22 protein-coding genes and 1 tRNA gene are annotated in these 25,169 nt (G+C 46.4%); 13 read left to right on the top strand and 10 right to left on the bottom strand.

Translation table 11 applies throughout. The features are described from left to right. From ACLWNV_RS15020 to ACLWNV_RS15070, 11 genes are all read left to right on the top strand, one after another. A complete protein-coding gene (locus ACLWNV_RS15020) occupies positions 1-1,338 on the top strand; it encodes a TldD/PmbA family protein (protein WP_413585256.1) in 1,338 nt (445 codons plus the stop codon). A 10-nt stretch (positions 1,339-1,348) separates the two neighbouring features. Next, entirely contained in the window at positions 1,349-1,672 is a 324-nt protein-coding gene (locus ACLWNV_RS15025; protein WP_413585257.1) for a DUF4286 family protein, read from the top strand. Between the two features lie 69 nt (positions 1,673-1,741). Continuing rightward, entirely contained in the window at positions 1,742-2,206 is a 465-nt protein-coding gene (locus ACLWNV_RS15030; RefSeq protein ID WP_413585258.1) for an actin-binding protein, read from the top strand. A 235-nt stretch (positions 2,207-2,441) separates the two neighbouring features. Next, positions 2,442-8,627, top strand: a complete 6,186-nt coding sequence (locus tag ACLWNV_RS15035) for a beta strand repeat-containing protein (protein ID WP_413585259.1) — start codon at positions 2,442-2,444, stop codon at positions 8,625-8,627. Beyond that, positions 8,627-9,565 carry a LamG domain-containing protein gene (locus ACLWNV_RS15040; protein ID WP_413585260.1) on the top strand — a complete coding sequence of 313 codons (939 nt, stop codon included), beginning with the start codon at positions 8,627-8,629 and terminating at the stop codon, positions 9,563-9,565. Before ACLWNV_RS15035 ends, ACLWNV_RS15040 begins: the two co-directional genes overlap by 1 nt. A 66-nt stretch (positions 9,566-9,631) precedes the next feature. Beyond that, positions 9,632-10,288 (top strand): hypothetical protein, encoded by a 657-nt coding sequence (locus ACLWNV_RS15045; protein ID WP_413585261.1) that lies wholly within the window; start codon positions 9,632-9,634, stop codon positions 10,286-10,288. 130 nt (positions 10,289-10,418) lie between these two features. After that, a complete protein-coding gene (gcvP, locus tag ACLWNV_RS15050; RefSeq protein ID WP_413585262.1) occupies positions 10,419-13,289 on the top strand; it encodes an aminomethyl-transferring glycine dehydrogenase in 2,871 nt (956 codons plus the stop codon). A gap of 64 nt (positions 13,290-13,353) precedes the next feature. Then, on the top strand, positions 13,354-14,325 hold the full coding sequence (locus tag ACLWNV_RS15055; protein ID WP_413585263.1) for a glycosyltransferase family 9 protein: 972 nt from the start codon (positions 13,354-13,356) through the stop codon (positions 14,323-14,325). Between the two features lie 13 nt (positions 14,326-14,338). Continuing rightward, positions 14,339-15,355, top strand: coding sequence for a small ribosomal subunit Rsm22 family protein (locus tag ACLWNV_RS15060; protein ID WP_413585264.1), 1,017 nt, complete (start codon positions 14,339-14,341; stop codon positions 15,353-15,355). Positions 15,356-15,491: 136 nt separating this feature from the next. Continuing rightward, complete coding sequence (locus ACLWNV_RS15065) at positions 15,492-16,265, top strand: phosphatase domain-containing protein (protein ID WP_413587642.1); 774 nt, start codon at positions 15,492-15,494, stop codon at positions 16,263-16,265. Between the two features lie 13 nt (positions 16,266-16,278). Further along, the gene (locus ACLWNV_RS15070; protein WP_413585265.1) at positions 16,279-16,713 is read left to right on the top strand and encodes a helicase; all 435 of its coding nucleotides are present in this window, start codon (positions 16,279-16,281) and stop codon (positions 16,711-16,713) included. Here ACLWNV_RS15070 and ACLWNV_RS15075 read toward each other — a convergent pair. From ACLWNV_RS15075 to gcvT, 7 genes are all read right to left on the bottom strand, one after another. Continuing rightward, the gene (locus ACLWNV_RS15075) at positions 16,710-17,351 is read right to left on the bottom strand and encodes a hypothetical protein (RefSeq protein ID WP_413585266.1); all 642 of its coding nucleotides are present in this window, start codon (positions 17,349-17,351) and stop codon (positions 16,710-16,712) included. The two genes, ACLWNV_RS15070 and ACLWNV_RS15075, sit on opposite strands and share 4 nt — an antisense overlap. A gap of 134 nt (positions 17,352-17,485) precedes the next feature. Beyond that, on the bottom strand, positions 17,486-17,965 hold the full coding sequence (locus tag ACLWNV_RS15080) for a GDYXXLXY domain-containing protein (RefSeq protein WP_413585268.1): 480 nt from the start codon (positions 17,963-17,965) through the stop codon (positions 17,486-17,488). Next, a complete protein-coding gene (locus ACLWNV_RS15085) occupies positions 17,962-19,083 on the bottom strand; it encodes a DUF2157 domain-containing protein (RefSeq protein WP_413585269.1) in 1,122 nt (373 codons plus the stop codon). The genes ACLWNV_RS15080 and ACLWNV_RS15085 overlap by 4 nt, the downstream gene beginning before the upstream one ends. 103 nt (positions 19,084-19,186) lie before the next feature. Then, on the bottom strand, positions 19,187-19,978 hold the full coding sequence (locus tag ACLWNV_RS15090) for a transporter substrate-binding domain-containing protein (protein ID WP_413585270.1): 792 nt from the start codon (positions 19,976-19,978) through the stop codon (positions 19,187-19,189). 251 nt (positions 19,979-20,229) lie between these two features. Further along, positions 20,230-20,312, bottom strand: a tRNA-Leu gene (locus ACLWNV_RS15095). Positions 20,313-20,370: 58 nt separating this feature from the next. Next, positions 20,371-20,760 (bottom strand): glycine cleavage system protein GcvH, encoded by a 390-nt coding sequence (gene gcvH, locus ACLWNV_RS15100; RefSeq protein WP_413585271.1) that lies wholly within the window; start codon positions 20,758-20,760, stop codon positions 20,371-20,373. Positions 20,761-20,770: 10 nt separating this feature from the next. Then, a complete protein-coding gene (gcvT, locus tag ACLWNV_RS15105) occupies positions 20,771-21,853 on the bottom strand; it encodes a glycine cleavage system aminomethyltransferase GcvT (protein WP_413585272.1) in 1,083 nt (360 codons plus the stop codon). A gap of 87 nt (positions 21,854-21,940) precedes the next feature. On the opposite strand from gcvT, the gene ACLWNV_RS15110 reads away from it, so the two are divergent. Next, positions 21,941-22,447, top strand: coding sequence for an SAM-dependent methyltransferase (locus ACLWNV_RS15110; protein ID WP_413585273.1), 507 nt, complete (start codon positions 21,941-21,943; stop codon positions 22,445-22,447). 95 nt (positions 22,448-22,542) lie between these two features. After that, complete coding sequence (locus ACLWNV_RS15115; protein ID WP_413585274.1) at positions 22,543-23,025, top strand: DUF4423 domain-containing protein; 483 nt, start codon at positions 22,543-22,545, stop codon at positions 23,023-23,025. 77 nt (positions 23,026-23,102) lie between these two features. On the opposite strand, the gene ACLWNV_RS15120 is transcribed toward ACLWNV_RS15115, so the two are convergent. The 3 genes from ACLWNV_RS15120 to ACLWNV_RS15130 form a co-directional block, all read right to left on the bottom strand. Then, complete coding sequence (locus ACLWNV_RS15120; RefSeq protein ID WP_413585275.1) at positions 23,103-23,513, bottom strand: hypothetical protein; 411 nt, start codon at positions 23,511-23,513, stop codon at positions 23,103-23,105. A gap of 105 nt (positions 23,514-23,618) precedes the next feature. Next, complete coding sequence (locus ACLWNV_RS15125) at positions 23,619-24,260, bottom strand: iron-containing redox enzyme family protein (RefSeq protein ID WP_413585276.1); 642 nt, start codon at positions 24,258-24,260, stop codon at positions 23,619-23,621. Between the two features lie 48 nt (positions 24,261-24,308). After that, positions 24,309-24,992: a hypothetical protein gene (locus ACLWNV_RS15130; RefSeq protein WP_413585277.1), complete on the bottom strand. Its 684-nt coding sequence runs from the start codon at positions 24,990-24,992 to the stop codon at positions 24,309-24,311. Positions 24,993-25,169 lie beyond the last annotated feature (177 nt).

A 25,169-nucleotide genomic window follows, 5' to 3' on the forward strand; every position in this document is an offset into this window, starting at 1 on the left:
ATGAACTTTATCGAAACAACGCAAAAAACATTCAATGCCATTGCTGACCAAATCTTCGCAAAACTGCAATCAGGCGAAGAGGCGAATATCAATTTGAACGCCGAAGACTCGGTCTTCGTTCGTATCAATAACAATAAAGTTCGTCAGAACACACACGTTGAGCAACGCACGATCAGCCTGCAGTTTCAAAAAAACCAGCGTACTGCCCGCATCACTTTTGAAATTACGGGTGTGGCAGACCTGGACAAGGCTCGCGCTTTGGAAATTCTAGAGATGGCTCGCAAAGAGTGTGAACTTTTGCCGGAAGATCCAAAACAAGTTCCAATGCGTAACAACGGTACCAGCAGTAACTACATCAAAGGCAGCCTGCTTTCGCACGAAGAGATGTTTGAAAAACTGATTGCTCCAGCTTCGGGTTCTGACCTTGCAGGAATTTACTGCGCGGGGCCTCGCGTATCGGCGAGCCGTAACTCTGCGGGGCAAAATCATTTCTTTGCGACGGACTCCTTCTTTATCGATTACTCACTGTACATGGGCGAGAAGGCTGTGAAAGGCACTTACGCTGGGACTGAGTGGAATCAAAATGAATACGCGGCAAATCTGGCGCAAAATAAGAATCAGCTAAAGCTGATGGATCGTCCGAAAAAAGTTTTGCCTCCTGGGCCTTACAAAGTTTACCTGGCTCCAGCAGCGGTGGCTGAAATGGCTTCGATGTTTTCCTGGAGTGCGATGAGCTACAGCGCTTACAAACAAGGTAGCAGTCCTCTGCAAAAACTGGCGGATAAAGAAAAATCATTCTCGCCGCTTTTCTCGATGCGCGAAAATTTCTCGACAGGGCTTACTCCCCCGTTCAATTCATTGGGTGAAGTTTCCCCAGAGAAAGTGGACTTGATCAATCAAGGTCAGCTTAAGACATTCTTGATTTCATCAGGCACCGCGAAAGAGTACGGCGTTGAAGGAAACCTGGCAGGCCCAAGTGAAGGCCCTCGCGCTTTGGAAATCCTGCCGGGAACTTTGGCTAAGGAAGATATTTTGAAGGAGCTTGGAACAGGTGTTTACCTTTCTAACCTTCACTACTTGAACTGGTCAGACCGTCCCACGGCGCGTATCACTGGTATGACTCGTTATGCTTGCTTCTGGGTTGAGAATGGCGAAATCGTCGCTCCTATCGCAGACATGCGCTGGGATGAGAGCTTGTTTGACTGCCTGGGTGAGAACCTTTTGGCAGTTACGAACTTCCAGGACATCGATCCTTCGGTTGATACGTACAGCTCTCGCGCCTGGGGTGGAAAAAAACTGCCGGGCTTTTTGATCAAAGATTTTAAATTTACTCTTTAGGAGATTTTAGATGGTTACTTATATCGTACAAACAACTGTGCAATACGAAGCTTACAATGAGTACGTTGAATGGCTTAAAAATGAACACATTGCGGATATCCTGACTGTTCCAGGTTTCATCAGTGCTGATCTTTGCCTGCGCAAAGGTGGCGCAATGGAGTCCTCTGCCAAGGAATTGCGTATTGTGTTTAAAGTGAAGGACGAGGACCATATCAAGTCCTATATTTCCGAGAAAGCCATGGAACTTCGAGAAAAAGCTCTAGAAAAATTCCCGGGCAAGTTTTCTTCAAACCGTGAAGTTTGGCTGGATACTTTCAGTTTTACGTCAAAATAACAGTTCAAGTCTTTTAATTCGGAAGTCACGGGTGTAAAGTGATTTCCGAGCTCTTGAAAGGAGACTATTATGTCATCTGCATCATTCCAAAAAATGTTGAACAATCTTTCAAAGAACAAGAACGTACAAAGCCTTCTTGAAAACTTCCAGACTTTGAGTGAAGAAATCAAAAAACGCGAAGGTGATCTGAAAGGCAAATTCGACAAAACTAAAGAACAAAAAGTCGAACAAGCTTGGCAGAAATACCAAGAGATCGTCAAAATCCTAAGCGCTTCTGAAGAAAAGCTTGAAAAAGAAGTCAGCAGCACAATCAGCAAAATCAAAAAGTCCGCTGATGCTTTGGAGAAGAACATCCAGGTAGCTAAGAAAAAAGCGATCGTACAAAAAGCGAAGTTGGAAAAAGCATTGTTCAAAAAAACAATGACGGCAAAAAAAGGCGCGGCAAAAACCGCTAAAAAAGCAGCTCCTAAACGCCCTGCTAAAACGACCAAGAAAACAGTTCGCAAGGCAGCAAAAAAAGCTACTCGCAAATAGTCTCACTTTAGTTTCGTCTTATTTTGATCCAGCCCTTGGTCGAGAATGTTCCCAAGGGCTTTTTTGTTTCCTTCACCATTCTTTATTAAATCGACTCCAATCAATTAGAGACCCCTTCGCCAAAATATGACGGGGATTTAAGTTTCATTTCCGTAACAGTACTTAACTAACTGAATTTACATACCGATCAGTACTCCAGAACGTTTTTTTAACGAGATTTTAACAGGGACGTACTATGCGAATCGGTAAAAAAATCTTATCTGGAACACTGCTAGGAGGACTGTTTTTTACGGTCACCTTAGCACTCGCCTCACCACAGAAGTTGACCTATCAGGGTCGCATTATCGATTCATTGGGAAATCCACTTAACTACAACGACGTTTCTTTCCGCTTTCAAGTTACTTCCACCGATGGCACTTGCGTTCTGTATTCTGAAGAACGCCAACACGTTAATATGCAAAACTCCGAGGGCGTGTTCGACATCGCGATCGGCGATGGAACAGTTCTATATGCAGTCGGCGGAGCAAATAAACTTTCTGACTCATTTATCAATGGCGTGAGTTACTTCTGTCATGGTGGTGGTACTTGGAATGCCACTTCCACTTCTGAACGCTTACTTAAAGTTTCTTTCCATGACGGCACCGGATGGCAGGAAATCAGCCCTTCCAGCACTATTCGTTCTGTTCCATTCGCGATGACTGCTTACAGCGCGCAAACTTTGGCTGATAAAAGTATCAATGATTTCGTTTTGAAAAACATCCTGGCAACGTGTGCCGCGAACGAAGCACTTAGCTGGAATGGTACAATGTTTTCGTGTGTATCCACTTCTACAGGGACAATTACGGGTGTCACTGCAGGAAGCGGTCTTGCTGGCGGCGGTACTTCTGGTAACGTGACAGTTTCTTTGGGTAATACCGGAGTTACTGCAGGTACATATGGTTCTGCAACTCAAGTTCCGGTTGTGGCAGTCGATGCTCAAGGTCGAATTACATCTGTAACGCCAACTACTATCACAGGCATCGCTCCGGGCGGTTCTGCAGGTGGTGATCTTAGTGGTACTTACCCGAATCCAACAATCGCCAACGATGCTGTGACCAGTGGAAAAATCGCTAACGGCACAATCGTTTCCGGCGACATGGATTTTACAGGTACTAATGTTGCGACTTCAAATATCGTTATCAAAGATGCTACAGGAAAATTTGCTGAATTTGCCTGCTCGACAGTAGGTCAAGTTGCGACTTGGACTGTGGTGGGTTGGGGCTGCCAAACTCCGACGACTGCGGATGCAACGAAGCTTCCACTTGCTGGCGGCACAATGTCTGGCGCCATTGATATGGCTAACAATAATATCACTAATATTGGTTACATGACGATGGCAGCAAATCGCAGCCTTCATGTTTCCAACAATGCTGCGGACCCAAGTTTGACTGGCGCAGACAGTGGTAAAGTTTGGTATAACTCGACAACTAACGAGTTGAAATACTGGAATGGCTCCGCTGCGATTGCAGTTGGTTCCACAGGTGCTGCGATCACGGCTTTGACTGGTGATGTAACTGGTTCTGGTCCTGGTTCTGCGGCAACGACAATTGCCAATAGCGCAGTTACCAATGCGAAAATGGCGAACATGCCAGCTTATACTTTAAAAGGTAATAACTCTGGTTCTGCTGCAGGTCCAAGTGATGTCACAATCGCTTCGCTTCAAGGTACTGGAGCAAATCAGTTCGCAGCAGGTAATGATTCCCGCATCACTGGTGCACTTCAGTCCGGCGCAACTGCTGGTGGTGATCTTACTGGTACTTATCCAAATCCAACAATCGCTTCCGGTGCGGTGACGACTGGCAAAATTGCCAGCGGTACAATCCTCGGCACAAATATGGATTTCACGGGTGCAAATAGTGCAACCACTGGAATCGTACTTAAAGATGCGACTGGTAAGTTTTTAGGCTTTACTTGCTCCACTGCTGGTGACGTTCCGACTTGGACAGCATCTGGATTCGCCTGTCAGACTCCTTCACCGCTTTTGCCTTCTCTTACGAATGGCAATATCTGGGTGGGTAATGGTTCCAACGCTGCCACTGCAGTTACGATGAGTGGAGATGCGACTTTATCAAATGCAGGTGCTTTGACTTTGGCGACTGTTGCCACTGCAGGCACTTATACGAAGGTTACTGTCGATGTTAAAGGTCGCGTGACAACTGGTGGAAATTTAACAGCTGGCGATATCACGACAGCCCTTGCATACACTCCAGTAAATAAAGCTGGTGATGTCATGACGGGTTCATTGGGTCTTGGTAGCTTCACTAATGCGACTGAAGCCACTTTGGTTACTGGTTGGAATGCTTCTGACAAAGGTAAAACTTGGTTTAACACTGACACAAATCAAGTGAAATACTGGGACGGTTCTGCCGCTCAGGCGCTAGGGATCTCGGGCGCAGGTTTGACTTCTTTGAATGGTCAATCTGGCTCAACACAAACTTTTGCAACACCTGCGACTAACACTGGAACAGCTCCAGCATGGTCTTCTGCTGGCAATGCTCACACACTGCAAATTCCAATGGCGGCTGACACGGGTGTAACTGCGGGTCTTTTAAGTAAGACTGATTATGATGCTTTCGCTGCGAAACAAGCTGCAGGCAATTACATGACGGCACTTACTGGTGATGTGACTGCGACAGGACCTGGTTCTGCGGCAGCGACTATCGCCAATAACGCCATCACAAGTGCTAAAATCAATGACGGCACCATCGTTGGCGCTGACATGGATTTCACTGGTGTGAATGTTGCGACTTCTGGATTGGTAATTAAAGATAACACTGGAAAGTTCTTTAACTTTGTCTGCGGTACTGCGGGTCACGTTCCTACTTGGACAGCTTCTGGTTTTGCGTGTCAGGCTCCGTCTCCACTGCTTCCATCTTTAGCTGATGGTACGATGTGGGTCGGTAATGCATCGAATGCGGCAACAGCTGTTACTATGAGTGGTGATGCCACGTTGTCGAATGCAGGTGCTTTGACATTGGCAACAGTTGCCACTGCGGGTACTTATACGAAAGTTACTGTCGATGCTAAAGGTCGCGTAACGACTGGTGCAAACTTGAGCGCTGGTGATATCACAACGGCTCTTACTTATACTCCAGTTAATAAAGCTGGTGATGTGATGACTGGCTCTTTGGGTCTTGGTAGTTTCACAAATGCGACTGAAGCCACTCTGATTGCTGGATGGGGCGCGGGTGACAAAGGTAAAACTTGGTTTAATACTTCCACTAACCAGGTAAAATTCTGGGATGGATCTGCTGCTCAGGCTCTTGGTATCTCTGGTGCAGGTTTGACTTCATTGAATGGTCAATCTGGTTCAACACAAACTTTTGCAACTCCAGCAACTAATACAGGTACGGCTCCAGCTTGGTCATCTGCAGGCAATGCTCATACGCTGCAAATTCCAATGGCTGCTGATACGGGTGTGATAGCAGGTCTACTAAGTAAAACTGATTACGATGCTTTCACTGCGAAACAAGCAGCGGGCAATTACATGACTGCTCTTACGGGTGATGTAACTGCAGCAGGCCCAGGCTCCGCCGCTTCAACTATCGCGAATAACGCCGTGACCAGTGCAAAAATCGCCAATGGTACAATCGTCGGTGCAGATATGGACTTTACGGGTCTTAACGTTGCAACTTCTGGTTTGGTTATCAAAGATAACACTGGCAAATTCTTTGATTTTGCCTGCGGTACTACCGGTCACGTTGCTACCTGGACGGTGACAGGTTGGGCGTGTCAGGCTCCTACTCCACTAATGCCTTCCCTTGCTAACGGCACTATGTGGGTGGGTAACGCATCTAATGCTGCCACTGCAGTAACTATGAGCGGTGATGCGACTTTGTCGAATGCGGGTGCTTTGACTTTGGCAACGGTTGCGACTGCTGGTACTTACACTAAAGTCACTGTCGATGTAAAAGGTCGCGTGACTACGGGTGCAAATCTGACAGCGGGCGATATCACCACAGCACTTACTTACTCTCCAGTGAATAAAGCTGGTGATGTGATGACGGGTTCTTTGGGTCTGGGCAATTACACGGATGCTACCGAAGCAACTTTGATCACAGGCTGGAACTCTGCGGATAAAGGTAAAACTTGGTTCAACACTACTTCCAACGTTGTAAAATATTGGGATGGCAGTGCGGTTAAAGTTGTAGGTTCCGTTGGCGGTGCTATCGCTTCTTTAAATGGCTTAACGACTGCTACACAAACCTTTGCAGCTCCAGGTACAACAGGCACAGCTCCAGCTTGGTCTTCGGCGGGTTCTGCTCACACACTAAATATCCCGATGGCTTCTGCTTCCAGCGTGACAGCGGGTCTATTAAGCAAAACTGATTACGACTCTTTCGCGGCGAAACAAGCTGCTGGCAACTATGTGACAGCATTGACTGGCGATGTGACGGCTTCTGGTCCGGGTTCTGCTGCGGCAACTATCGCTAACAATGCGATTACAAGTGCAAAAATTAATGACGGTACTATCGTTGGTGCTGATATGGACTTTACAGGTTCTAATGCGGCAACTACGGGCATCGTTCTTAAGGACAATACTGGAAAATTCCTAAACTTCACTTGTGCCACGGCTGGACACATTCCAACTTGGACAGCTTCAGGCTTTGCTTGTCAGGCTCCAACCGCGCTTTTACCTTCGTTGGCGAACGGTTCAATGTGGATTGGTAATGGATCTAACGCAGCAACTGCAGTTGCGATGAGTGGTGATGCCACGATTTCAAATGCGGGTGCATTGACTCTTGCAACTGTAGCCACAGCTGGCACGTACACGAAAGTGACTGTCGACGTTAAAGGTCGCGTAACTACGGGTGCAGATTTAGCAGCAAGTGATATTACTACAGCCCTTACTTATACTCCGGTAAACAAGGCTGGCGACGTAATGACTGGTTCTTTGGGACTGGGTAATTACACAGATGCTACCGAAGCAACTTTGATCGCTGGTTGGAACGCTACAAGTAAAGGTAAAACCTGGTTCAACACCACCTCGAATGTTGTGAAGTATTGGGATGGTAGTGCGGTTAAAGTTGTGGGTTCAGTAGGTGGAGCTATTAGCTCTCTAAATGGCTTAACGACTGCGACGCAAACTTTTGCTACGCCAGGTACTTCAGGTACGGCTCCTGCTTGGTCTTCTGCGGGTTCTGCTCATACACTGAATATCCCGATGGCTTCCGCTTCCAGCGTAACTGCGGGTCTATTAAGCAAAACGGATTACGACTCTTTCGCTGCAAAACAAGCTGCAGGCAACTATATCACTGCGTTAACTGGTGATGTAACAGCTTCAGGTCCGGGTTCAGCAGCTGCGACCATTGCCAACGGTGCTGTCACTACTGGTAAAATCGCTTCCGGTACGATCTTGGGTACTAACATGAATTTTACCGGTGTAAGTACCGCCACTACAAATATGGTTTTAAAAGACTCCACTGGAAAATTCTATGACTTCGCCTGCGCTACTGTAGGACACGTTCCGACCTGGACTGCTTCTGGCTGGGGCTGTCAGGCACCTACTGTAACCGGAGTATTCTCCAATGGCGGCAATTCGTTCGGCGCAGCAGCAACTCTTGGAACCAATGACAATAATACATTAACGTTTAAAACCAACAATGCAGACCGAATGACAATTGATACGGCTGGTAAAGTTGGTATTGGAACTTCTGGAGCCCTTTCGAGAAACTTAAATCTCACTTTCACAGACTCTGTCAGCTATGCCCAAGGGGTAGTTCCTGGAGCTGGAGGCTATGGACTTCAACTATATAATAATAACAACAGTAGCTGGAGCAATCCAGGTGGCGCTTTCATGAATTTTAAAGTTGCTGGTGGCAATGGACCCGGCGATGCATTCATCGGAGCCGTTTACTCTGGTTGGGCCGCGACAAATCCGGCGCCAAATATCGTGTTTGGTACAAACACAAGCACTTATACAGAACATATGGGAATCAGTGGTCACACTAATACAGTGGCAATCGGTTACCCAATTGCTACCGTCACCACCGGCAGTATCGTGGCCATTGCTCAAAGGGTGGGGATTAATACCACCAGCCCATCTTCGAATACAAAACTTGAGGTAGCCGGTACCATCGTCAGTACTCCGAATTCTCTTTCTGGTGCTACGGTCAACTTAGCGACAAGTAACACAGCAGTTCTCTCAGCGGTTGGAGGCACAGCGATCACTCTTTCCAACATGACTAATGGTGGTAACTATACACTGGTGATCAAAGATACAACTTCACGCACTTATACATTTACGGGCTGTACGACTTCCAAATTCCTTCCACCAAATGCGGCAACTATCAGTGGAACCTGGTCGACTTACAACATTTTGACTCTTTCAAATGGTGCGAACTGGGATTGCGTGATCACTTGGGCGACGGGATATCAATAATGAAATCATTTGTCGTATGGGTATTGCTATTACCCTCTTTTACTTATGCCCAACTTGGCCATCAAACACGCGCGTTGGTTGATTCCGGCACTACTGGGAATTCGGGTCGCTGCGTTCCTCTTTACAGATCAGCGTGGCTTCCTAAAAATACCAACTTGCAGATGTTATTTAATTTTGATGGCTCAGGTACCATTGCAAATGGCGCAACATTAACCGGGGTTGTTCCTGGTGTAGATGCTACAGCAACCATCGCATCTTCAACTCTGACCTATTCAAATCATGCGGCAGCTCCAAGTCCCTTGGCGAATCTTCGTCAAAGTCTTTCAGCAACGGGAAATGCCAATGACATTATCAATGCCGGCACCTCGGCGGGTATCACTGACATGGCCGCTGGCACCTGGAGTTTTTGGGTGAACATGGCGATGCCTTCTGGAAATAACCAACGCTTCTTTTATAAAAGCGACAGTAACGGCAGCCGTGGGTATTACTTTATTCTAGAAACCACCGGCCAGTTTGGCTTTATTAAGGTTCATGCCACCAACAACATGCAATTGTTCACTTGCCCGATTAACTCCACTTATTTTGCAAGCAGTTGGCACCACATCGTCGTTACCTGGGATGGAACTTCGGCTGCAACGTCAGCAAAAATATATATGGATGGAACAGAGCTATCGTACACTGGTGCTGCCGATCCTCGCATCACAGCCGGTTGTGCCAATTACGCGAGCTACGGCGGTTACAACTGGAGACAAGCCGGCACAGGAACTGTGAACTCTGATGCAGCTTATCCGCTATATCTTACTGGCGTTCCAGCAAGTACGACATCGAATCCAGCAACAGTAGCTTTCAACGGTAAGATGGACGAATTCGCCGTTTGGAATACCGTACTTTCCCCGGCCGAAGTCGCGACCCTTTATAAACACCAGAAATGCAATTAGACCTTCGTTGGTCCTGACGCTCGAGTCATTGAGCTCCCATCAACCATTGAGTATGATGTGTACTGCATGAAGGTTCTTAAAGTTGCAGCAAAATACACCGCCATATTTATCGCAGTCAGTATCGTGACCACTCTCACTGCTGTGGGAGGAGTTACTTATTACGTGCTGAACAACCTCCACGAAGAGCAGAAGCAGAATCACAATCTGCAAGAAGTGATGAAAATCGGCGAAGGCTATGTGCTGGAGCTTGAATCCTTCAACTCTCTAAAGCAAATCCTGGAAAACAAGAACATGCCTCCGTTTTGCAAAACACTTTGCAACCCCAGCGAACTGGATCAGGACCAGCTGATCAACGAGCGCACCGCCTATCTTACGACCTTCTATAAAACCGCAGGTAACCGCGCCCTCAAAGATCCCCGCTTTCGCTTTAAGCTATGGCAGATGTCGGTTGCTTCTAAGGTCGTTCCTGACTCTGTCCGCGATCTTTTGAAGGACATTCTGAACAAAGACACTCTGAGTAATAAGAATAAGGTCCTACTGACGCTACAGGTGGAATCGACCTTACTGACTCAGCTCCCGACCATTTCCCAACGTCTGGAATCCTTTAAAGCCGAAAATGACCGTCTGGAACTGGCCAGAAGTTGGATCAAGGCCTGCCAAAACGGCGCCAATGCCAAAAAGATCATCTCGGACTGCGAAGCCGAGTTCTCCTCTGCAAACTAATTCCCCCAATGCCCGTGGAATGCTTTAAAATAGGCAACTATATTGCTTTGCATTAGCGCGGTCGCTTCTCCCACAAAGCTTTAACCGGAAAGCCGCTTGTGCTAGGCTCTTTTGCGTTATTGAGGTGTATATGAAAATCGACGATTTATCTCCAAGAAATGAATTCATCCCACGCCATATCGGCCCTAGCGATTCCGACATCCAGGAGATGTTGAAAGAACTTGGTTTTGCTTCTTTGGAAGATCTTGCCAACAAAATTATTCCTTCCCAAATTCGCACCGAGCACAAATTCGACGGCGTAGGCCCCGGCATTTCTGAATTCGGTTTGTTGAATCATTTGAAATCCATGGTTTCAAAAAACAAGGTGATGAAATCCTATATCGGAATGGGTTTCCACGACACCATCACGCCAACAATCATTCAAAGAAACATTTTTGAAAATCCAGTTTGGTACACAGCCTACACTCCTTACCAGGCGGAAATCGCACAAGGTCGCTTGGAAGCGCTTTTGAATTTCCAAACGATGGTGGCAGACCTGACAGGTATGCAGATTTCAAATTCATCTTTGCTGGATGAGGGAACTGCTGCTGCGGAAGCGATGTTCATGGCTCACGCACTTTGCAAAACCAAAGCAAACGCGTTTGTAGTTTCCGATAAAATGCATCCTCACGTGATCGAAGTTCTGGGCACTCGTGCGGAGCCATTGGGACTTGAGATGATCGTGACTAATCCTGCGACTTACGATTTTGCAAAACCGGCGTTCGGTGTGTTCTTCCAGTATCCTGATACTGAAGGTGCAGTTGAAAACTACGCGGATCTTGCAAAAAAATACAAAGACCAGGGCGCGCACGTTGTAGCCAGCGTGGATCTTTTGGCGATGACTCTACTTACTCCTCCGGGCGAGTGGGGCGCTGACATCGTTGTCGGCAACTCCCAACGTTTCGGGGTACCATTGGGTTACGGCGGTCCTCACGCAGCCTTCCTGGCAACGAAAGACGCTTACAAGCGCATGATGCCAGGCCGCTTGGTGGGCGTTTCTGTAGACTCTCAAGGCAAACAAGCGTTGCGTTTGGCTTTGCAAACTCGCGAGCAACACATCCGTCGTGAAAAAGCGACTTCGAATATCTGTACCGCTCAGGTTCTTTTAGCGAACATGGCTTCCATGTACGCGGTTTACCATGGACCTGAAGGTCTTAAGAAAATCGCTCAACGCGTGAACCGCCTGACGGCAATCATGGCAGACGGACTGTCCAAGCTTGGTTACAACGTTTCCAAGAACGCGTTCTTTGACACGATCACAGTTACTTCTGACAACGCTGAGGGAATTTTAGCGCAAGCTGAAGACCTGGGCATGAACTTCAGAAAAATCAACGACAAGACTTTGGGCATCTCTTTGAACGAGACTGTCACATTGACTGACGTTGAAACAGTTTGGATGGCGTTCAATGGCGGCAACAAAGCAGCCTTTGATTGTCTTGCGATCGACGACACTTTGAAACTGGAAATTCCAGCTGAGTTGTCCCGTAAATCTGCATTCATGACAAACCCAGTGTTCAACTCTCATCACAGCGAGACGGAACTTCTTCGTTACATCCACCACTTGCAAAACAAAGACATCACTTTGACTCACTCAATGATTCCATTGGGTTCTTGCACGATGAAATTGAATGCAACGACAGAATTGGTTCCGGTTTCATGGCCAGAGATCAGCAAACTTCACCCGTTTGCTCCGGTTACTCAAACTTCAGGTTTGATCGAAATGATCAAAGATCTTGAGAATAAACTTTGCGATATCACGGGTTTCGCAGCAGTTAGCTTGCAACCAAATGCAGGCTCTCAAGGTGAATACGCGGGTCTATTGGTAATTCGCAAGTACCACCAGTCCCGTGGTCAAGGCCACAGAAACATCTGCTTGATTCCTTCCTCTGCGCACGGAACAAACCCAGCGTCTGCGGCATTGGCGGGTATGCAGGTTGTTGTGGTTAACTGCGACGATTTGGGTAACGTTGAAATTTCTGATCTAAAAGCCAAAGCAGAACAACACAAAGACAACTTGTCTGCGTTGATGATCACATATCCATCCACTCACGGTGTTTACGAAGAAGGTATCAAAGAAATCTGCGATATCGTTCACGCAAACGGCGGTCAGGTGTACATGGACGGAGCGAACATGAATGCCCTGGTTGGTATGTGCCGCCCAGGTACTTTCGGTGCTGACGTTTCCCACATGAACTTGCATAAAACATTCGCGATTCCTCACGGTGGTGGCGGTCCGGGTGTGGGTCCTATCGGTGTCGGCGCGCACTTGAAAGAGTTCTTGCCGAAGCATTCTGTTATTCCTGAAGCCGGTCCTGCAAACGGGATCACTTCAACGACGTCCGCTCCTTGGGGCTCAGCTTCGATCCTTCCGATTTCTTGGGCGTACATCACAATGATGGGTGCTGAAGGTCTTCGTAAGGCGACGCTTGTGTCGATTTTGTCAGCGAACTACATCGCTAAAAAATTGGAAAAGGCCTACCCGGTTCTTTACAAAGGCAAAAGCGGTTACGTAGCCCACGAATGCATCATCGACGTTCGCGATATCAAGACAGCATCTGGCATTGACGTGACTGACGTTGCAAAACGTCTGATCGATTACGGTTTCCATGCTCCGACAATGTCCTTCCCGGTGGCCGGCACATTGATGATTGAGCCAACTGAATCTGAACCAAAACAGGAAGTGGATCGTTTCATCGATGCTATGCTTTCCATCCGCGCTGAAATCGCGGCGGTTGAGTCTGGCAAGATGGATAAGGAAAACAACGCTCTGAAGAATTCTCCGCACACAGCGCAGATGATGATGAAACCTGAATGGAATCATCCGTACTCTCGCGAAGAAGCGGTTTATCCGGTTGAGTGGTTGCGCACGAACAAGTTCTGGCCAGTGGTCGGCCGCGTGGACAACGCCTACGGCGACCGCAACCTCATCTGTTCTTGCCCTTCGATCGAAGAGTACCGCTAATAGGTGCCAGGTCCTGTTTACGTATGCGCCGCATTCAATATCTGCGGCGCACTTTAAGGAAGCAATGAAGCGAGTTTTACTTATACGTTTAGACAAAATCGGCGATTTGATTTCCACGATGTGTGTGGATCAGGCTTCATTTTTGTCTAACTGTGAAGTGAAATGGGTTATCGCAAAAGGCTTGGGATTTGTTCCTGACAATGCTGATCCCAAACGTTCCTTCATTGAGCTTTCCAAAGACGATTGGAAAGCTTCCCTGCAAACTCTGCGTGCTTTTATTCGCGAATTTAAACCAGATGTTGCCGTAAGCTTTCAAGCCCCCTGGTGGGTGAGTTTCGCTTTATGGACAGAGGGTGTGAAAGTTCGCGCGGGAGTAAAATCCCAATGGCACAGTTTTTTGTTTTTAAATAGAGGTCTGCGCCAACGTCGCAGCCAGGCTACCCAGCACGAAGCAGACTACAACATGGATTTGCTTCGTTATGCTTTGGATGAAAAATCCAAAGAGCCGACACCGGTTTTGAAATTGGTAGTTGCGAATAACCCTGAGCTTCTTGCCAAGCACGAGTTGACCGAGAAAAATTATGTTGTAGTCCACGCCGGCATGGCAGGATCAGCACTGAACTGGCCGACAGATCGTTATATTTCTTTGATTGAACAGATCACTCCGTTTGCAAAGGTGGCTTTGACCGGCACACCTGCCGACGAGCCTTTTTTAACGGCGATCAAAGCTCGCTTTAAAAACGATACCCAAGTCGTGAATTTACAGAATCAGTTAAAGCCAACAGAGCTTTTCACGATTCTAAAAAACTCCAAAGCTGTGGTGGTACCGAGTACAGGAGTTGCGCACATGGCAGCTTCCCTGGGGGCACCGGTTTTGGGTCTTTACTCGCCCATCCGTGTTCAGCACCCACGCCGCTGGGCTGCCCGCGGGGAAAATGTAAAAATTTTCGTATCTAAGAACGAAAATCCCCCTTACGACCACGCGATGGAAGAAATCCAAGTCGAAGATTTGCTAAAAGCCCTGAATACTCTGTAGAATCCCGCCATCCATGCAAAGACATTTCTCTGTACCCGCAAATTTTGAAACGGCCATTGCGCAAGCACTTGCCGACTATAAGCTTTCCCTGAATGATTCCAAGGAACTGGCGAAATGCGTTTTGGCTTTGTCTGATTTCTTTATCAATGAGCCTGAAGGCCAAACACCGTGGCACGAATCCTGGGCGCAGGTTGCATATCTTTGTTACTACCTTCCGTTAAATGCAGCCCGCCTGCGAGCAGTTATCGCCGAGGGTGAAAAACGCGGATTCTTTCAAGATCTGGAAGAAGTCATGGATTTCGGAGCGGGTCTTGCGACAGCATCTTTAAGTCTTTCTGAATCCCAGAATTTGAAATACACGTTGATCGAACGCGCAGCAGAGCCTCAACGACTGATCGAAAAGTATTTTCCTTTCTTTAAATCCGAAGAGTGGATTCGCACGATCAATAAATCAAAAATCAAGAATCCTGGGAAAACATTAGCTTTGTTTTCTTATTCTTTGACGGAACTTTCTGACTTACCTGATTGGGCCTATGACTGCGAAGCCCTTATGATTGCAGAGCCCTCGACTCAACAAGACGGCAGAAAGCTCATGCAAGTTCGCACGAAGCTTTTGGAAAAAGGTTTTCACGTCTGGGCACCATGCACTCATGAAGGTCCTTGCCCGTTGCTGACTCAGTCAAAAACGGACTGGTGCCACGATCGAATTCATTTCGATGCGCCTAAATGGTTTTTGTCGATGGAAGAGCAGCTTCCTATGAAGAACCGCACTTTGACGACCAGCTATCTGTTGGTGCGAAAAACCAAGCCCGCTCCAATTCACGCTGCCCGCGTTGTCGGTGATACGCTGAAAGAAAAAGGCAAAGACCGCCAGATGATTTGCCGTGGACCAGACCGTGAGTTCCTGGCTTGGATGCATAAATTTAAAATTCAACAGGAGATTCCACGAGGCGCCCTTATTGAGCTCCCTCCTGATCTACAAAAAGTTTCCAACGAGCTTCGTGTTCCAGTGGAACTGACTATCAAGTAACCCTTCTCCGGCACAGCAATTGCTTTTCTGACTCCCGTAGGTCTGTTCATTTAAATACATGAATGCCGTTTCCCCTCAGGAAACTTCTGCATGCTTGTCAAAATGTTGGACAACTATGGGAGGTCCCGTGAACAAAATGTTACTAGTTTCTCTGTTGTTGATTGGATCCGTTTCCCAGGCAAAAACGCTGGTGATCTCTGATATCGATGACACGATCAAGGTCTCCAACATCCTTTCAAAATCCCGCTCGGCAGGGTCTTTTTTTGACGACGACAGCCGCTTTGTGGGTATGGCCGAGATTTACCAGGCCTTGCAAAACAATATTTCTGATATCGAATTCCACTATGTCAGCCTGGCTCCTAAAGCGCTTATGAACGAGCAGCATTCTGACTTTCTTGAAGAAAACGGCTTCCCGGTTACGAAGCTGCACATGAACAGCGGCATCAAACAAGATCCAGAACTTAAGCAAAAAGTAATTCGCGGACTTCTGAAGTATGAACATCCAGATCTGGTTATCTTCTTTGGCGACAATGGTCAGTTTGATACGATTGTGTATGATCAGATGACCAAGGAATTCCCAGACATTCCAGCTGTGTCCTACATTCGCGAAGCCTATTCCAGCTTGGGTGAATCTAAGTATCCGACATTGCCTGGCCAGATCGGTTTCGTGACCAGTGTTGAAGTGACTTTGGATTTGATTTCCAGACAGATCCTGCCCCTAAGTACCTATAAGGGAATTCAGGACATCGTTTACGATCGCCTGCAAAAGGATGATGGCAGCGAAAACTTCGGTCGTATGGTTTTTCCTAAATGGCAGGACTGCCGTGATTTCAGATGGCAATGGCAGGTAAAAAATCCTCCGCAAAAACTAATCACTATCATGAACGCCATCGAAGAGCGCTGTCAGTAAATCGAGGTCTGTCATGAAAGCTTCCATTACGATTTTATTCTTAGTTTTTATGGGTTTCGCGCACCCAGCGATGGCCAATGAGCTTAATGACTTTACCACTGATGGCTGCAGCAGAAGTCCCGACGGTGATTGGGTCAACGATCCTGAAGTATTTCTGGATTGCTGTGTGAGACACGACGTCGCTTATTGGCGCGGTGGCACTTCAGACGAGCGCCTGCACGCTGACCAGGAACTTAAAGTTTGCATTGAAGACAAAGGCTATCCCAAAGTTGCAGAAGCTTACTACTATGCCGTGCGCATGGGTGGCTCGCCGAAATTTCACACAAGTTATCGCTGGGGTTATGGATGGCAGAAAGACCGCGGCTATACACCGCTGTCTTTTGAGGAGTGGCGACTAGTGCTGCAAAAGACTTTCAAAGCGAAAAAAGACGGCCTGATTTTTAACTAGCGCTTTTCATCTTTTCCATCTTTGATTTGACGAAGCTTGAACTCCATTTTCGGGAAGACGATTCCGCCACCAAAACCAAGTTTTAAAGCCACATGGAAAATATCGTGCGGGCGGTTTTGCGCAGGCAACCAGGAACCTTCAGCGCCTAGGAATGCATCAGCAACAACGCCGACGCCTCGCCCATAAAGACCGCCGTTAAGTTCATCGACGTTCACACCACTGGGAATGAAAGTGAACATCCACTTATAGGCCACTTCAAATTTCAATCCGCCATTATGAAAGTCACACAGGAACAGTTCAGGAATTTTAACGATCTGTTGAGTCGCCGGATCCACTAAGTTTGCATCAAAATACCAAACATCATGATCCACTAGCATCGCGCCATTCATTCCAGCCGCATACAAATAGCCCTTAATTGGAATGCGCTGTTCTGGTCCCAGCTTAAACTGCGTTGATAAAGTTTGGATCAGTGATTCGATCTGCTCGTCATTTAACGAAGTGCTTTTTTTAATGGATTCTACCAATTGCTCTTTCGTGATGCCCGTATCACCTTCAAAGCTCACGGCAATGGCAGTGCTCACTGACAGTTGAATTCCCAAGACCAAAGCTACAATCCAGAATGACCATTGATTTCGCATATAAACTTCCCTCACCGCTTAAACCTAATAATATAAAGTTTAAACCCCGCCCGTCATCAATGATCGGAAATTTCGATGGGATGCAAAAACACAATTCACTCCCGAGCGGGCGGCTCAATTCCAATAACAACAAGTTACTTTGATTGGTTTTTCTGCACGTCTGTCCAAGGTTTACCGTTTACAAGAAGATCTTTGATCAGTGCATTTCCTTTTCCCACAACAACCTGCACGGAAGCGTGCCCCGCGATCAATTGGGATTCCAGCAATAGCGATCTGTCTTGTGGAATGTAGAAACGATCCAAATCGTCTCTAAAAAGTGCATTTTCACATCGACCCGCGATCCAGTTTTCACATCCGGCGACGTCATCACCTTCCATCACTCTTTGCTGTGGTTTCAGGCACATATTTGCCGGCCCATAAGAAATGGTACATTTCGTGTCAGTGGCATACTTAATACGGAAGCGCAGATAATGACCGGCTAAAATATCACGCGGATCATAGCCTTCGATTTCAAATTCAAAAACCGGCCCCGTCATAATGAAATGCTGATTATAAAGAGCCAGGGACAACAAAACCACACAAGGAATTGCGACAGCAGCGATCATTTTCTTCATTTGATATACTCCTGCAAACGGCGTTCAAGAATATCCTTTTTGCTATTCCAAGCATAGGCAGTAAGCATGACAATCGCCCCCGCCGAGATCAATCCAACACCGGCAGAGATAAGACTATTGGCTTCGCGAACGAAGATTTCAAATATTTTGATAGCTGTAAGGACGAACATCAGATGATAGAGCTTACGTTGATCGGCAGCGAAAAAGATAATGGCCCAAGCGACAAAACAAATAATTCCCATAACCGCCTGAAGCGTGCGCATGCCTGGAGAATAAATCTCAAGCCACGTATTGAAGGCCAGAATTGAAAGAATTAAAAGTCCCATCGTTTTATGGGAACGCTTAATTGATGGCTCGAAATGCATTGTGAAAGCGATCAATGCGACTAACAGGAAATGTGGCCATATCTTCGCCAAGGTAATCGTGGCGTTGTATTCGCCAAATACTCCATAGGACATTATAAAAGACGCAAACACAAAAAGAAACAGAACGACACCTTCGATTGATTTCTGCAGAAGCGCACCTCGGAAAAAGCTTCTAAGCACCACAGCAAGAAATCCGGAAAGGAATAAAAACAGCGAGAATCTTGAATCCAAAGATTCTTTCAGCGGCGGCCACTGCCAACATCCCACGGCCAGTGACAGCATAAAAATCGAAGTCCAAAAATAAGGAATAAGAAAATGAGATGCAGAGCTGACAACCAGTAAAGTCATCGCGGACCACAATAGCCCCGTCTTGTAATCATCGCCTTTAAGATTGTAAATCTGTGCGATGAGACCAATCATCGCAAAACAAAACAGAATAAAAAATGCAACCAGTCCATCATGCACAAGTTTTGAATAGTTTTTCGTAGAACTGCGAACAATAAATCCTGCCGTAACAAAAAGAATGGAAAAGCCTGCCGTTAACTTAATGGCATCAGAAATCAAATGCCAGTTATAAGCGATCAAGGAAATAATGCCTAAACAGACAGTTCCAATCGCCAACAGACTGACACCAATCATGGTCCAATTCGTTCGAGGCAATGAATCTTCATACGCAGCGATAGAATTCGCCTGAACCTGAGTGATCAACCCTTGCGAAGCCCAGCTTTCCAATTTCTTATTCAATCGTGACATTACCACTCCACTTTGGACAATTTTTCCACAGAAGAATGCCCCAAGCAAAGTTTTAGCTGTTTACCAGCTTGTATCCAGACCCTATTTTCTTAGAAATATAATTCTATTTTCGTGTTGGTTTTTTGGTTTTAAAATTTCCGTAGCGTTCGGTAATTTTCTTCCACGTTCCATCGGAGACCATATTGCCGAGTGCCTGTTTGATGGCGTTTAAATCTTTCTGATTGTCGATGTTGGATCGATAGTAAATTCCGACCTCAAAAGCCTTGGAGGGATCAAGGACTCTGAGATAGTTCCCCGTCAGGTTCATGGTATTAATATAGTAACTGTTCACCCAATCACCCTGAACCACCGCCGTCTGCGTTGTTCGTCGCAAAATTTCGTAAGAATTTTGAATGGACGTCGCCGTTATAAAGCGTCCCTCTTTTCTAAGTTTGACAGATTCTTCCTTAGTGAAAAAAACGCTCAACGCGGGCAATATCAAAAAATGAATCTGAGGGTCTTTAATCAAATCAGCGACAGTTTTATATTTACTGCCCGATTCGACAGTAACCAATGCTTCCCGCTGAATAGATTCCATAGGAATAAAACCAGCAAGCTCATCAAAAACCGGATTTTTAATAGTCACAACAATCAAATCAATCCGAAAAGACTTCAACTCAGAAATCAATCGCGTGCGATTCAATGAAGCGACCGAAAACCTACACCCGGTTCTTACAGCCAATTCATTCAATACATCCTGACTAGCACCGATAAACCGTTGTGCATTCCCATCCCGAAAATAAAGCGGCTCCGACTCATTAACCGCAACCTTGTAAGTTCCCACACAAGGCAAAGACGCCGCCTGTACTGCACCAGCAAGAATGAAAATGAAAGTAAGAACGAAACCAAATTTCATGCTCCATAATCATAGCTTCGCCCCGATAAAACGCCTCCGTGTCTTTCGACAGCCGGATCCAATTTAAATTCAATACAACGGAATTAGTGAGAGCCATTGACGCATTTAAAAACCGATTCGGTTCTGCATCGCGCATTACCGCCACGGTGGCGGTAGATTTTGGACATAAAAAAAGCCGACTTACTCAGTCAGCTTTAATTACTCTTCGATCAGAGAAGAAAGATTGAAAGAATCTTTCCTGCGGAAAGATTTGGTGCCCCGCGAGGGACTTGAACCCCCACGCTTGCGCACTAGATCCTAAGTCTAGCGTGTCTGCCAATTTCACCAGCGGGGCAACACCGTTTTAGCGGAAACAAAGATTTAGCGAATTGTCTCCGCTAAATCAATAGAAATTATTTGTCTGCGATCAATTTTTTGTAATCTGGAGCTCTCATTAGGTTAGCTAGCTCTTTTTCAGTATCCATTTCGATACGAACCAACCAGCCTTCGTTCACTGGATCGTCGTTCAATACAGATGGATCGTCACCCAAAGACGCATTTACTTCGATTACAGTGCCAGAAACTGGCGCGTAAAGGTCTGAAACCGCTTTTACGGACTCAACAACACCAAAAATTTGGCCCTGAGTGATTTTTTGACCTTCTTCTGGAAGTTCAACGTAAACGATTTCGCCCAAAGAATCCTGCGCGAACTCTGTGATGCCGACAGTCACGATGTTCTCGTCAACTTGAGCCCATTCGTGTTCTTTTGTGTAGTAATAGTCTTCAGGAATATGGAATGGCATGATTGGCTCCTTATTTCGAAATAAATGGTGTTTTAACAACAACCGCTTTCACTTTGCGGCCACGGATATCCAGTTGGAACTCAGTTCCCTCTTTGGCATAAGCTACATCAATAAATGCGATGCCAATTGGTTCATCCAGGCTTGGTGAGTGAGTACCACTAGTTACCTTTCCGATCTCTTTATTGTCAAAAGAAAACAGGCTGTAACCCTGACGAGGGATGCCCTTCTCAAGCATCTTAAATCCCACAAGATTTTGCTTTAATCCGGCCTCTTTGACCCCAACGATTTGTGCCTTGTTCATAAAGTCTTTTTTAGCTGGTTTTACCACCCATCCAAGACCCGCTTCATATGGATTCGTTGTGTCATCAATTTCGTGACCGTAAAGAGAATACTTCATCTCTGTACGCAAAGTATCGCGAGCGCCCAAACCGATCGGAGCAACTCCCAAATCTTTTCCTTGAGCCAGAAGTTCATTCCACAAAGCCACAGTTCCCGCAGCGTCCACGAAAACTTCGCAGCCTTTTTCGCCCGTGTAACCTGTCGTCGCCACCATGATATTGTGGTTTTGGAATTTTCCGGATTTCACAGTGAAAGGTTTCATCTCGCTGACTTTAAAACCAAAGACACGGTCACAAAGTTCAAGCGCTTTCGGCCCTTGAATCGCAATCTGCCCCCACTTGTCAGACTCGTCCGTCATGTCAGAGCCTTTATTGTGTTTCGTCATCCACGCAAAGTCTTTGTCTTTATTAGAAGCATTCACGCAAACCAAGTAGTCAGCATCTTTAGTCAGGCAGTAAACGATAATATCGTCAACCAAGCCACCCTGATCATTCGGCAACAACGAGTATTGAGCTTCACCTTCATTCAAGCGAGCCACATCATTCGTTGTCAGCCACTCCAAAGTCTCAAGAGCCTTCGGACCTTTCACACGGATTTCACCCATGTGAGAGACGTCGAACAGACCTACGTTCTTACGAACATTGTCGTGTTCTTCACGAAGACCTGCATATTGAACAGGCATGTACCAGCCGGCAAAGTCGACCATGCGGGCGCCCAAAGAAATGTGTGTATCAGCTAATGGAGTTTTTTTCATGGGCGTGAGTGTCCGATTTACCCAAGTAACAGTCAAGGCAGGCCGCGATTGCAACGCCGCCGCAGCTTTAGTAAGAATGCTGGCACCATGTTTAAACTTTCTGATCGTATGCAAGCAGTCTATGACCATTTGATTCCGGGCGAGCCCGTCTGGGATTTTTGCTGCGATCATGGTTACCTGGGACTGAGTGCCTATCGCAGTAGACGCTTTCCTGAAGTGCACTTCGTGGATCAGGTTCCGCATATTATTTCCAATCTGAAAGAACGCTTCGAACAAAAGCACCAAAAGTATGAACAAGATCAACGCGCGTATTTTTGGGCGCAAAGTGGAGAAAGCTTAACGCACAAAGTTAGTGGAACCGTGGTGATCATCGGAGTGGGGACACATACCATCACCGACATCCTGCGTGGAATTCATGAGAAGAATTCGGTATTTATCAAACGCTACATCATTAGCACCCACAACTATGAAGACAAATTGGATGCATTTTTTGATGAGTTTTTACCCTTCAAAACATCGTTCCAATTCACCAAATTCTGTAATGTTCCAGAAAACGGACGTGTCCGTAAGTTGTTGATATTCGATAAAATTTGAAAAACATGACGCATCCCGCACGGCTCTATTAAATTAGTGTAAGACTGTGAACAAATAATTGATTATTCGGTCCCCTGCAAATAGACACTTCGGTCATGCAAGAACAAATCAAAAATTCAGATTTCCGCCAATTCCTTGAGGACGAGCTAGCTCGTCGCAGCCAAAACTATCCACGTTATTCTTTGCGTGCATTCGCAAGACACCTGGAAGTGGACTCATCTTTCCTTTCAAAAATTCTAAACGGCAAACGCACTGTAACTATGAGAACTATTCGTATGTTTGGTGAGCGTTTGAATTTGCCGGGCGAGCAACTTCAGCAATTTGCAGAAGTCAGCCGCGAAAAGAAAATGAAGCGCAAACTTGAGCGCCTGCTTGAGAAAATGCCAAGTGAAGATCGTGAACAATCAACGATCACTATCACAGTTGATGAAGCTCGTTTGGATGAAGCAAAAGAAAAAATCAAATCATTCCGCAAAGACCTTGCGCAATGGTTGGATGCTGGTGTTGCTCAACAAGGCAAAACGTATCAGATCTCTGTATCCATGTTCCCGGTTTCCGGTTTTGGTCTTAACGACTAAATTGCATATTGAAATTTGAATTTAAAAAACCGAGTGTCTAACAGCACTCGGTTTTTTTATGCCCAAAGACTGTGATCTTATTCCTTCTTTTCAGCCGGCAACGCTTTACAGGTTATCATTCCAAAATTCGTGATCATTTTATATCCCGCCGGGCATTCGCCATCGATGGGTTCTACGGTCGCGACCTTGCGCTGCTTGATTTTATCGTAAGTGTTATAGGGCTCGCAGCTGGAAAATTCAGTGGCAGAGGGGTTGATGGTTCGCATGATCATCACACAGGCCATGTAGGTCTTGCGCTCATCCGAGGAACTGGCCAGATCCTGTTGAAACGAGTAACTGCTTTCTGCCAGCATGGAACCGAAGTTGATCATAAAGTACATGCAGCTTGCAACACCACCCCAGAACAAAAGGTTCAGGAAGTACGCGCGATAAATTTTAAGCTGTGCAAGTTCACGCTCAAAGCTGAATTTATAACGTTCAGAATCCATGTCGTTCTATTGTACCTAAACTCAGTTTGAATAAAAAGCGGTCCCCTTGGGGACCGCTGGAAATGTCTCTAAATGATATCCTGGTTACCCAGGATTGAATTACGCTTAAGCGGCCTTCACTCCGGCCTTTGCAAAATCTTTGCATTGGTTCAGCACTTGCTCATAGTAAGACAATGTCTGTCTTAGGTTTTGTAAAACCGTTTCCTGATGGTGAGCAGGCAACGAAGCAATCTTGGACAAGGCCTCTTCTGTATGCCCCTGATCCTCTTCGGCGTGAACGCGGATAAAATGCGCAGCTTTCGGCCCGTAGGCCTTCTCCACCCGCTTATTCACTTCCTCACCAAAGTAAGCCGCCAGGGCCTCCAGCGCCAGAATATAGCCAAAGAAAGCCATCGGAGATTTATGTTCGATATAATAATACTGCGACTGATACATCGCGCAGGCACCGGGCATCTCTGGCCACTCTTCCACTTTACCGCCCAAAGCTTTCAGGTCGTTAAGCAAAAGCTTCTCATGCCCTTTTTCCTCTCCACTGTGAGCCAGAAAGCGGTTGTGAAATTCCTGTGTCGCAAGTTCGGTGCGCGCCGCTGCCAGCGCCAGCAGTCTGGTAGAGTGACGGACGAAATAATAAGTTTGGGAAACCCAGGCCGAATAGGCAGCCTTGTCTTCCCACGGAAATTTTTCGATCTGTTTTTGCGAGTGCTTCAAAAGTTGTTTTAGTTCTTCGGTTACGTTCGCGTGCTTCATTGATTTCTCTTTTCAGTTTTTTAGGGTGCAGTTAAATAATTTAAAAAATTAGGCGACTTTTTTAAGCGGAACAGCGATGCGGTTTTCATCAAGTATTTGCGTGTGATTGGCCTTCGCCGCCCACAGCGCCTCGACAAGCTCTGCATGTTTTGGATCACTGAGTGGCTGAACCTCGCCATACTTGGTCATCAGAATTTCACATTCGTAGTTCATCTTGATCACACTGCCAAAATAGTTCGCGCCACTTTTGGCGGATTTGCGGCGCACATTCAGATCGCGGCGGGCCGTACCCACCAGGCAATCCCAGCCTCCGGCCTCCATGACTTTACTTCCCAGGGCGATGATGATTTCTGACCAGTTCACTTCAGAACTGCGGGAACGATATTCCGGCGACACCGTTAAGTACTCCATACTCATCATCGTATTGATTCCACGCTGCTGGAATTTTCTGATGATCAGATCGTCGAAAGCTTTCATGTAGTGATGATCGCGAAGTGCATCGGAACGAAGATCAAAGGCACTGTACATATGAAAGCCAAAGACCTTGTTGTTATCTGTTAAGGCCACGATAACATCACAGCGGTGAAAGTCGTCAGGGTTCAGTGGCTCCCCCACTTTACCCAGAACATCTTTATAAACTGTTTTCCAAAGATCATAGACGTCGTTACTTAGTTGAACTGTGTCTGCTGTGAGAGCTCGTGGATTGAATAAATGATACTGAAATCGTTCCATGCATTATCCTCCGCGAAGATCTTTCGGATTTAGTTGCGGCGAACTTGAAGGTGAAAAATTTAGTACAAAAAGTGAACGTGCAATTTTAAGAATACCCGGATAAAGACTCTACAAATCCTTATTTGATACATAAACAAATTTCATTGACATCATTCCAAATCGGGACGGCGAAAATAA

The sequence above is a fragment of the Bdellovibrio sp. HCB274 genome (genome assembly GCF_047306075.1).
Taxonomy (GTDB): domain Bacteria; phylum Bdellovibrionota; class Bdellovibrionia; order Bdellovibrionales; family Bdellovibrionaceae; genus Bdellovibrio.

Excerpts from the sequence above, each read along its gene's own strand:
- ACLWNV_RS15020 (WP_413585256.1), top strand. The coding sequence starts at position 1 with ATGAACTTTATCGAAACAACGCAAAAAACATTCAATGCCATTGCTGAC.
- ACLWNV_RS15025 (WP_413585257.1), top strand. The coding sequence starts at position 1,349 with ATGGTTACTTATATCGTACAAACAACTGTGCAATACGAAGCTTACAAT.
- ACLWNV_RS15030 (WP_413585258.1), top strand. The coding sequence starts at position 1,742 with ATGTCATCTGCATCATTCCAAAAAATGTTGAACAATCTTTCAAAGAAC.
- ACLWNV_RS15035 (WP_413585259.1), top strand. The coding sequence starts at position 2,442 with ATGCGAATCGGTAAAAAAATCTTATCTGGAACACTGCTAGGAGGACTG.
- ACLWNV_RS15040 (WP_413585260.1), top strand. The coding sequence starts at position 8,627 with ATGAAATCATTTGTCGTATGGGTATTGCTATTACCCTCTTTTACTTAT.
- ACLWNV_RS15045 (WP_413585261.1), top strand. The coding sequence starts at position 9,632 with ATGAAGGTTCTTAAAGTTGCAGCAAAATACACCGCCATATTTATCGCA.
- gcvP (WP_413585262.1), top strand. The coding sequence starts at position 10,419 with ATGAAAATCGACGATTTATCTCCAAGAAATGAATTCATCCCACGCCAT.
- ACLWNV_RS15055 (WP_413585263.1), top strand. The coding sequence starts at position 13,354 with ATGAAGCGAGTTTTACTTATACGTTTAGACAAAATCGGCGATTTGATT.
- ACLWNV_RS15060 (WP_413585264.1), top strand. The coding sequence starts at position 14,339 with ATGCAAAGACATTTCTCTGTACCCGCAAATTTTGAAACGGCCATTGCG.
- ACLWNV_RS15065 (WP_413587642.1), top strand. The coding sequence starts at position 15,492 with ATGTTACTAGTTTCTCTGTTGTTGATTGGATCCGTTTCCCAGGCAAAA.
- ACLWNV_RS15070 (WP_413585265.1), top strand. The coding sequence starts at position 16,279 with ATGAAAGCTTCCATTACGATTTTATTCTTAGTTTTTATGGGTTTCGCG.
- ACLWNV_RS15075 (WP_413585266.1), bottom strand. The coding sequence starts at position 17,351 with ATGCGAAATCAATGGTCATTCTGGATTGTAGCTTTGGTCTTGGGAATT.
- ACLWNV_RS15080 (WP_413585268.1), bottom strand. The coding sequence starts at position 17,965 with ATGAAGAAAATGATCGCTGCTGTCGCAATTCCTTGTGTGGTTTTGTTG.
- ACLWNV_RS15085 (WP_413585269.1), bottom strand. The coding sequence starts at position 19,083 with ATGTCACGATTGAATAAGAAATTGGAAAGCTGGGCTTCGCAAGGGTTG.
- ACLWNV_RS15090 (WP_413585270.1), bottom strand. The coding sequence starts at position 19,978 with ATGAAATTTGGTTTCGTTCTTACTTTCATTTTCATTCTTGCTGGTGCA.
- gcvH (WP_413585271.1), bottom strand. The coding sequence starts at position 20,760 with ATGCCATTCCATATTCCTGAAGACTATTACTACACAAAAGAACACGAA.
- gcvT (WP_413585272.1), bottom strand. The coding sequence starts at position 21,853 with ATGAAAAAAACTCCATTAGCTGATACACACATTTCTTTGGGCGCCCGC.
- ACLWNV_RS15110 (WP_413585273.1), top strand. The coding sequence starts at position 21,941 with ATGTTTAAACTTTCTGATCGTATGCAAGCAGTCTATGACCATTTGATT.
- ACLWNV_RS15115 (WP_413585274.1), top strand. The coding sequence starts at position 22,543 with ATGCAAGAACAAATCAAAAATTCAGATTTCCGCCAATTCCTTGAGGAC.
- ACLWNV_RS15120 (WP_413585275.1), bottom strand. The coding sequence starts at position 23,513 with ATGGATTCTGAACGTTATAAATTCAGCTTTGAGCGTGAACTTGCACAG.
- ACLWNV_RS15125 (WP_413585276.1), bottom strand. The coding sequence starts at position 24,260 with ATGAAGCACGCGAACGTAACCGAAGAACTAAAACAACTTTTGAAGCAC.
- ACLWNV_RS15130 (WP_413585277.1), bottom strand. The coding sequence starts at position 24,992 with ATGGAACGATTTCAGTATCATTTATTCAATCCACGAGCTCTCACAGCA.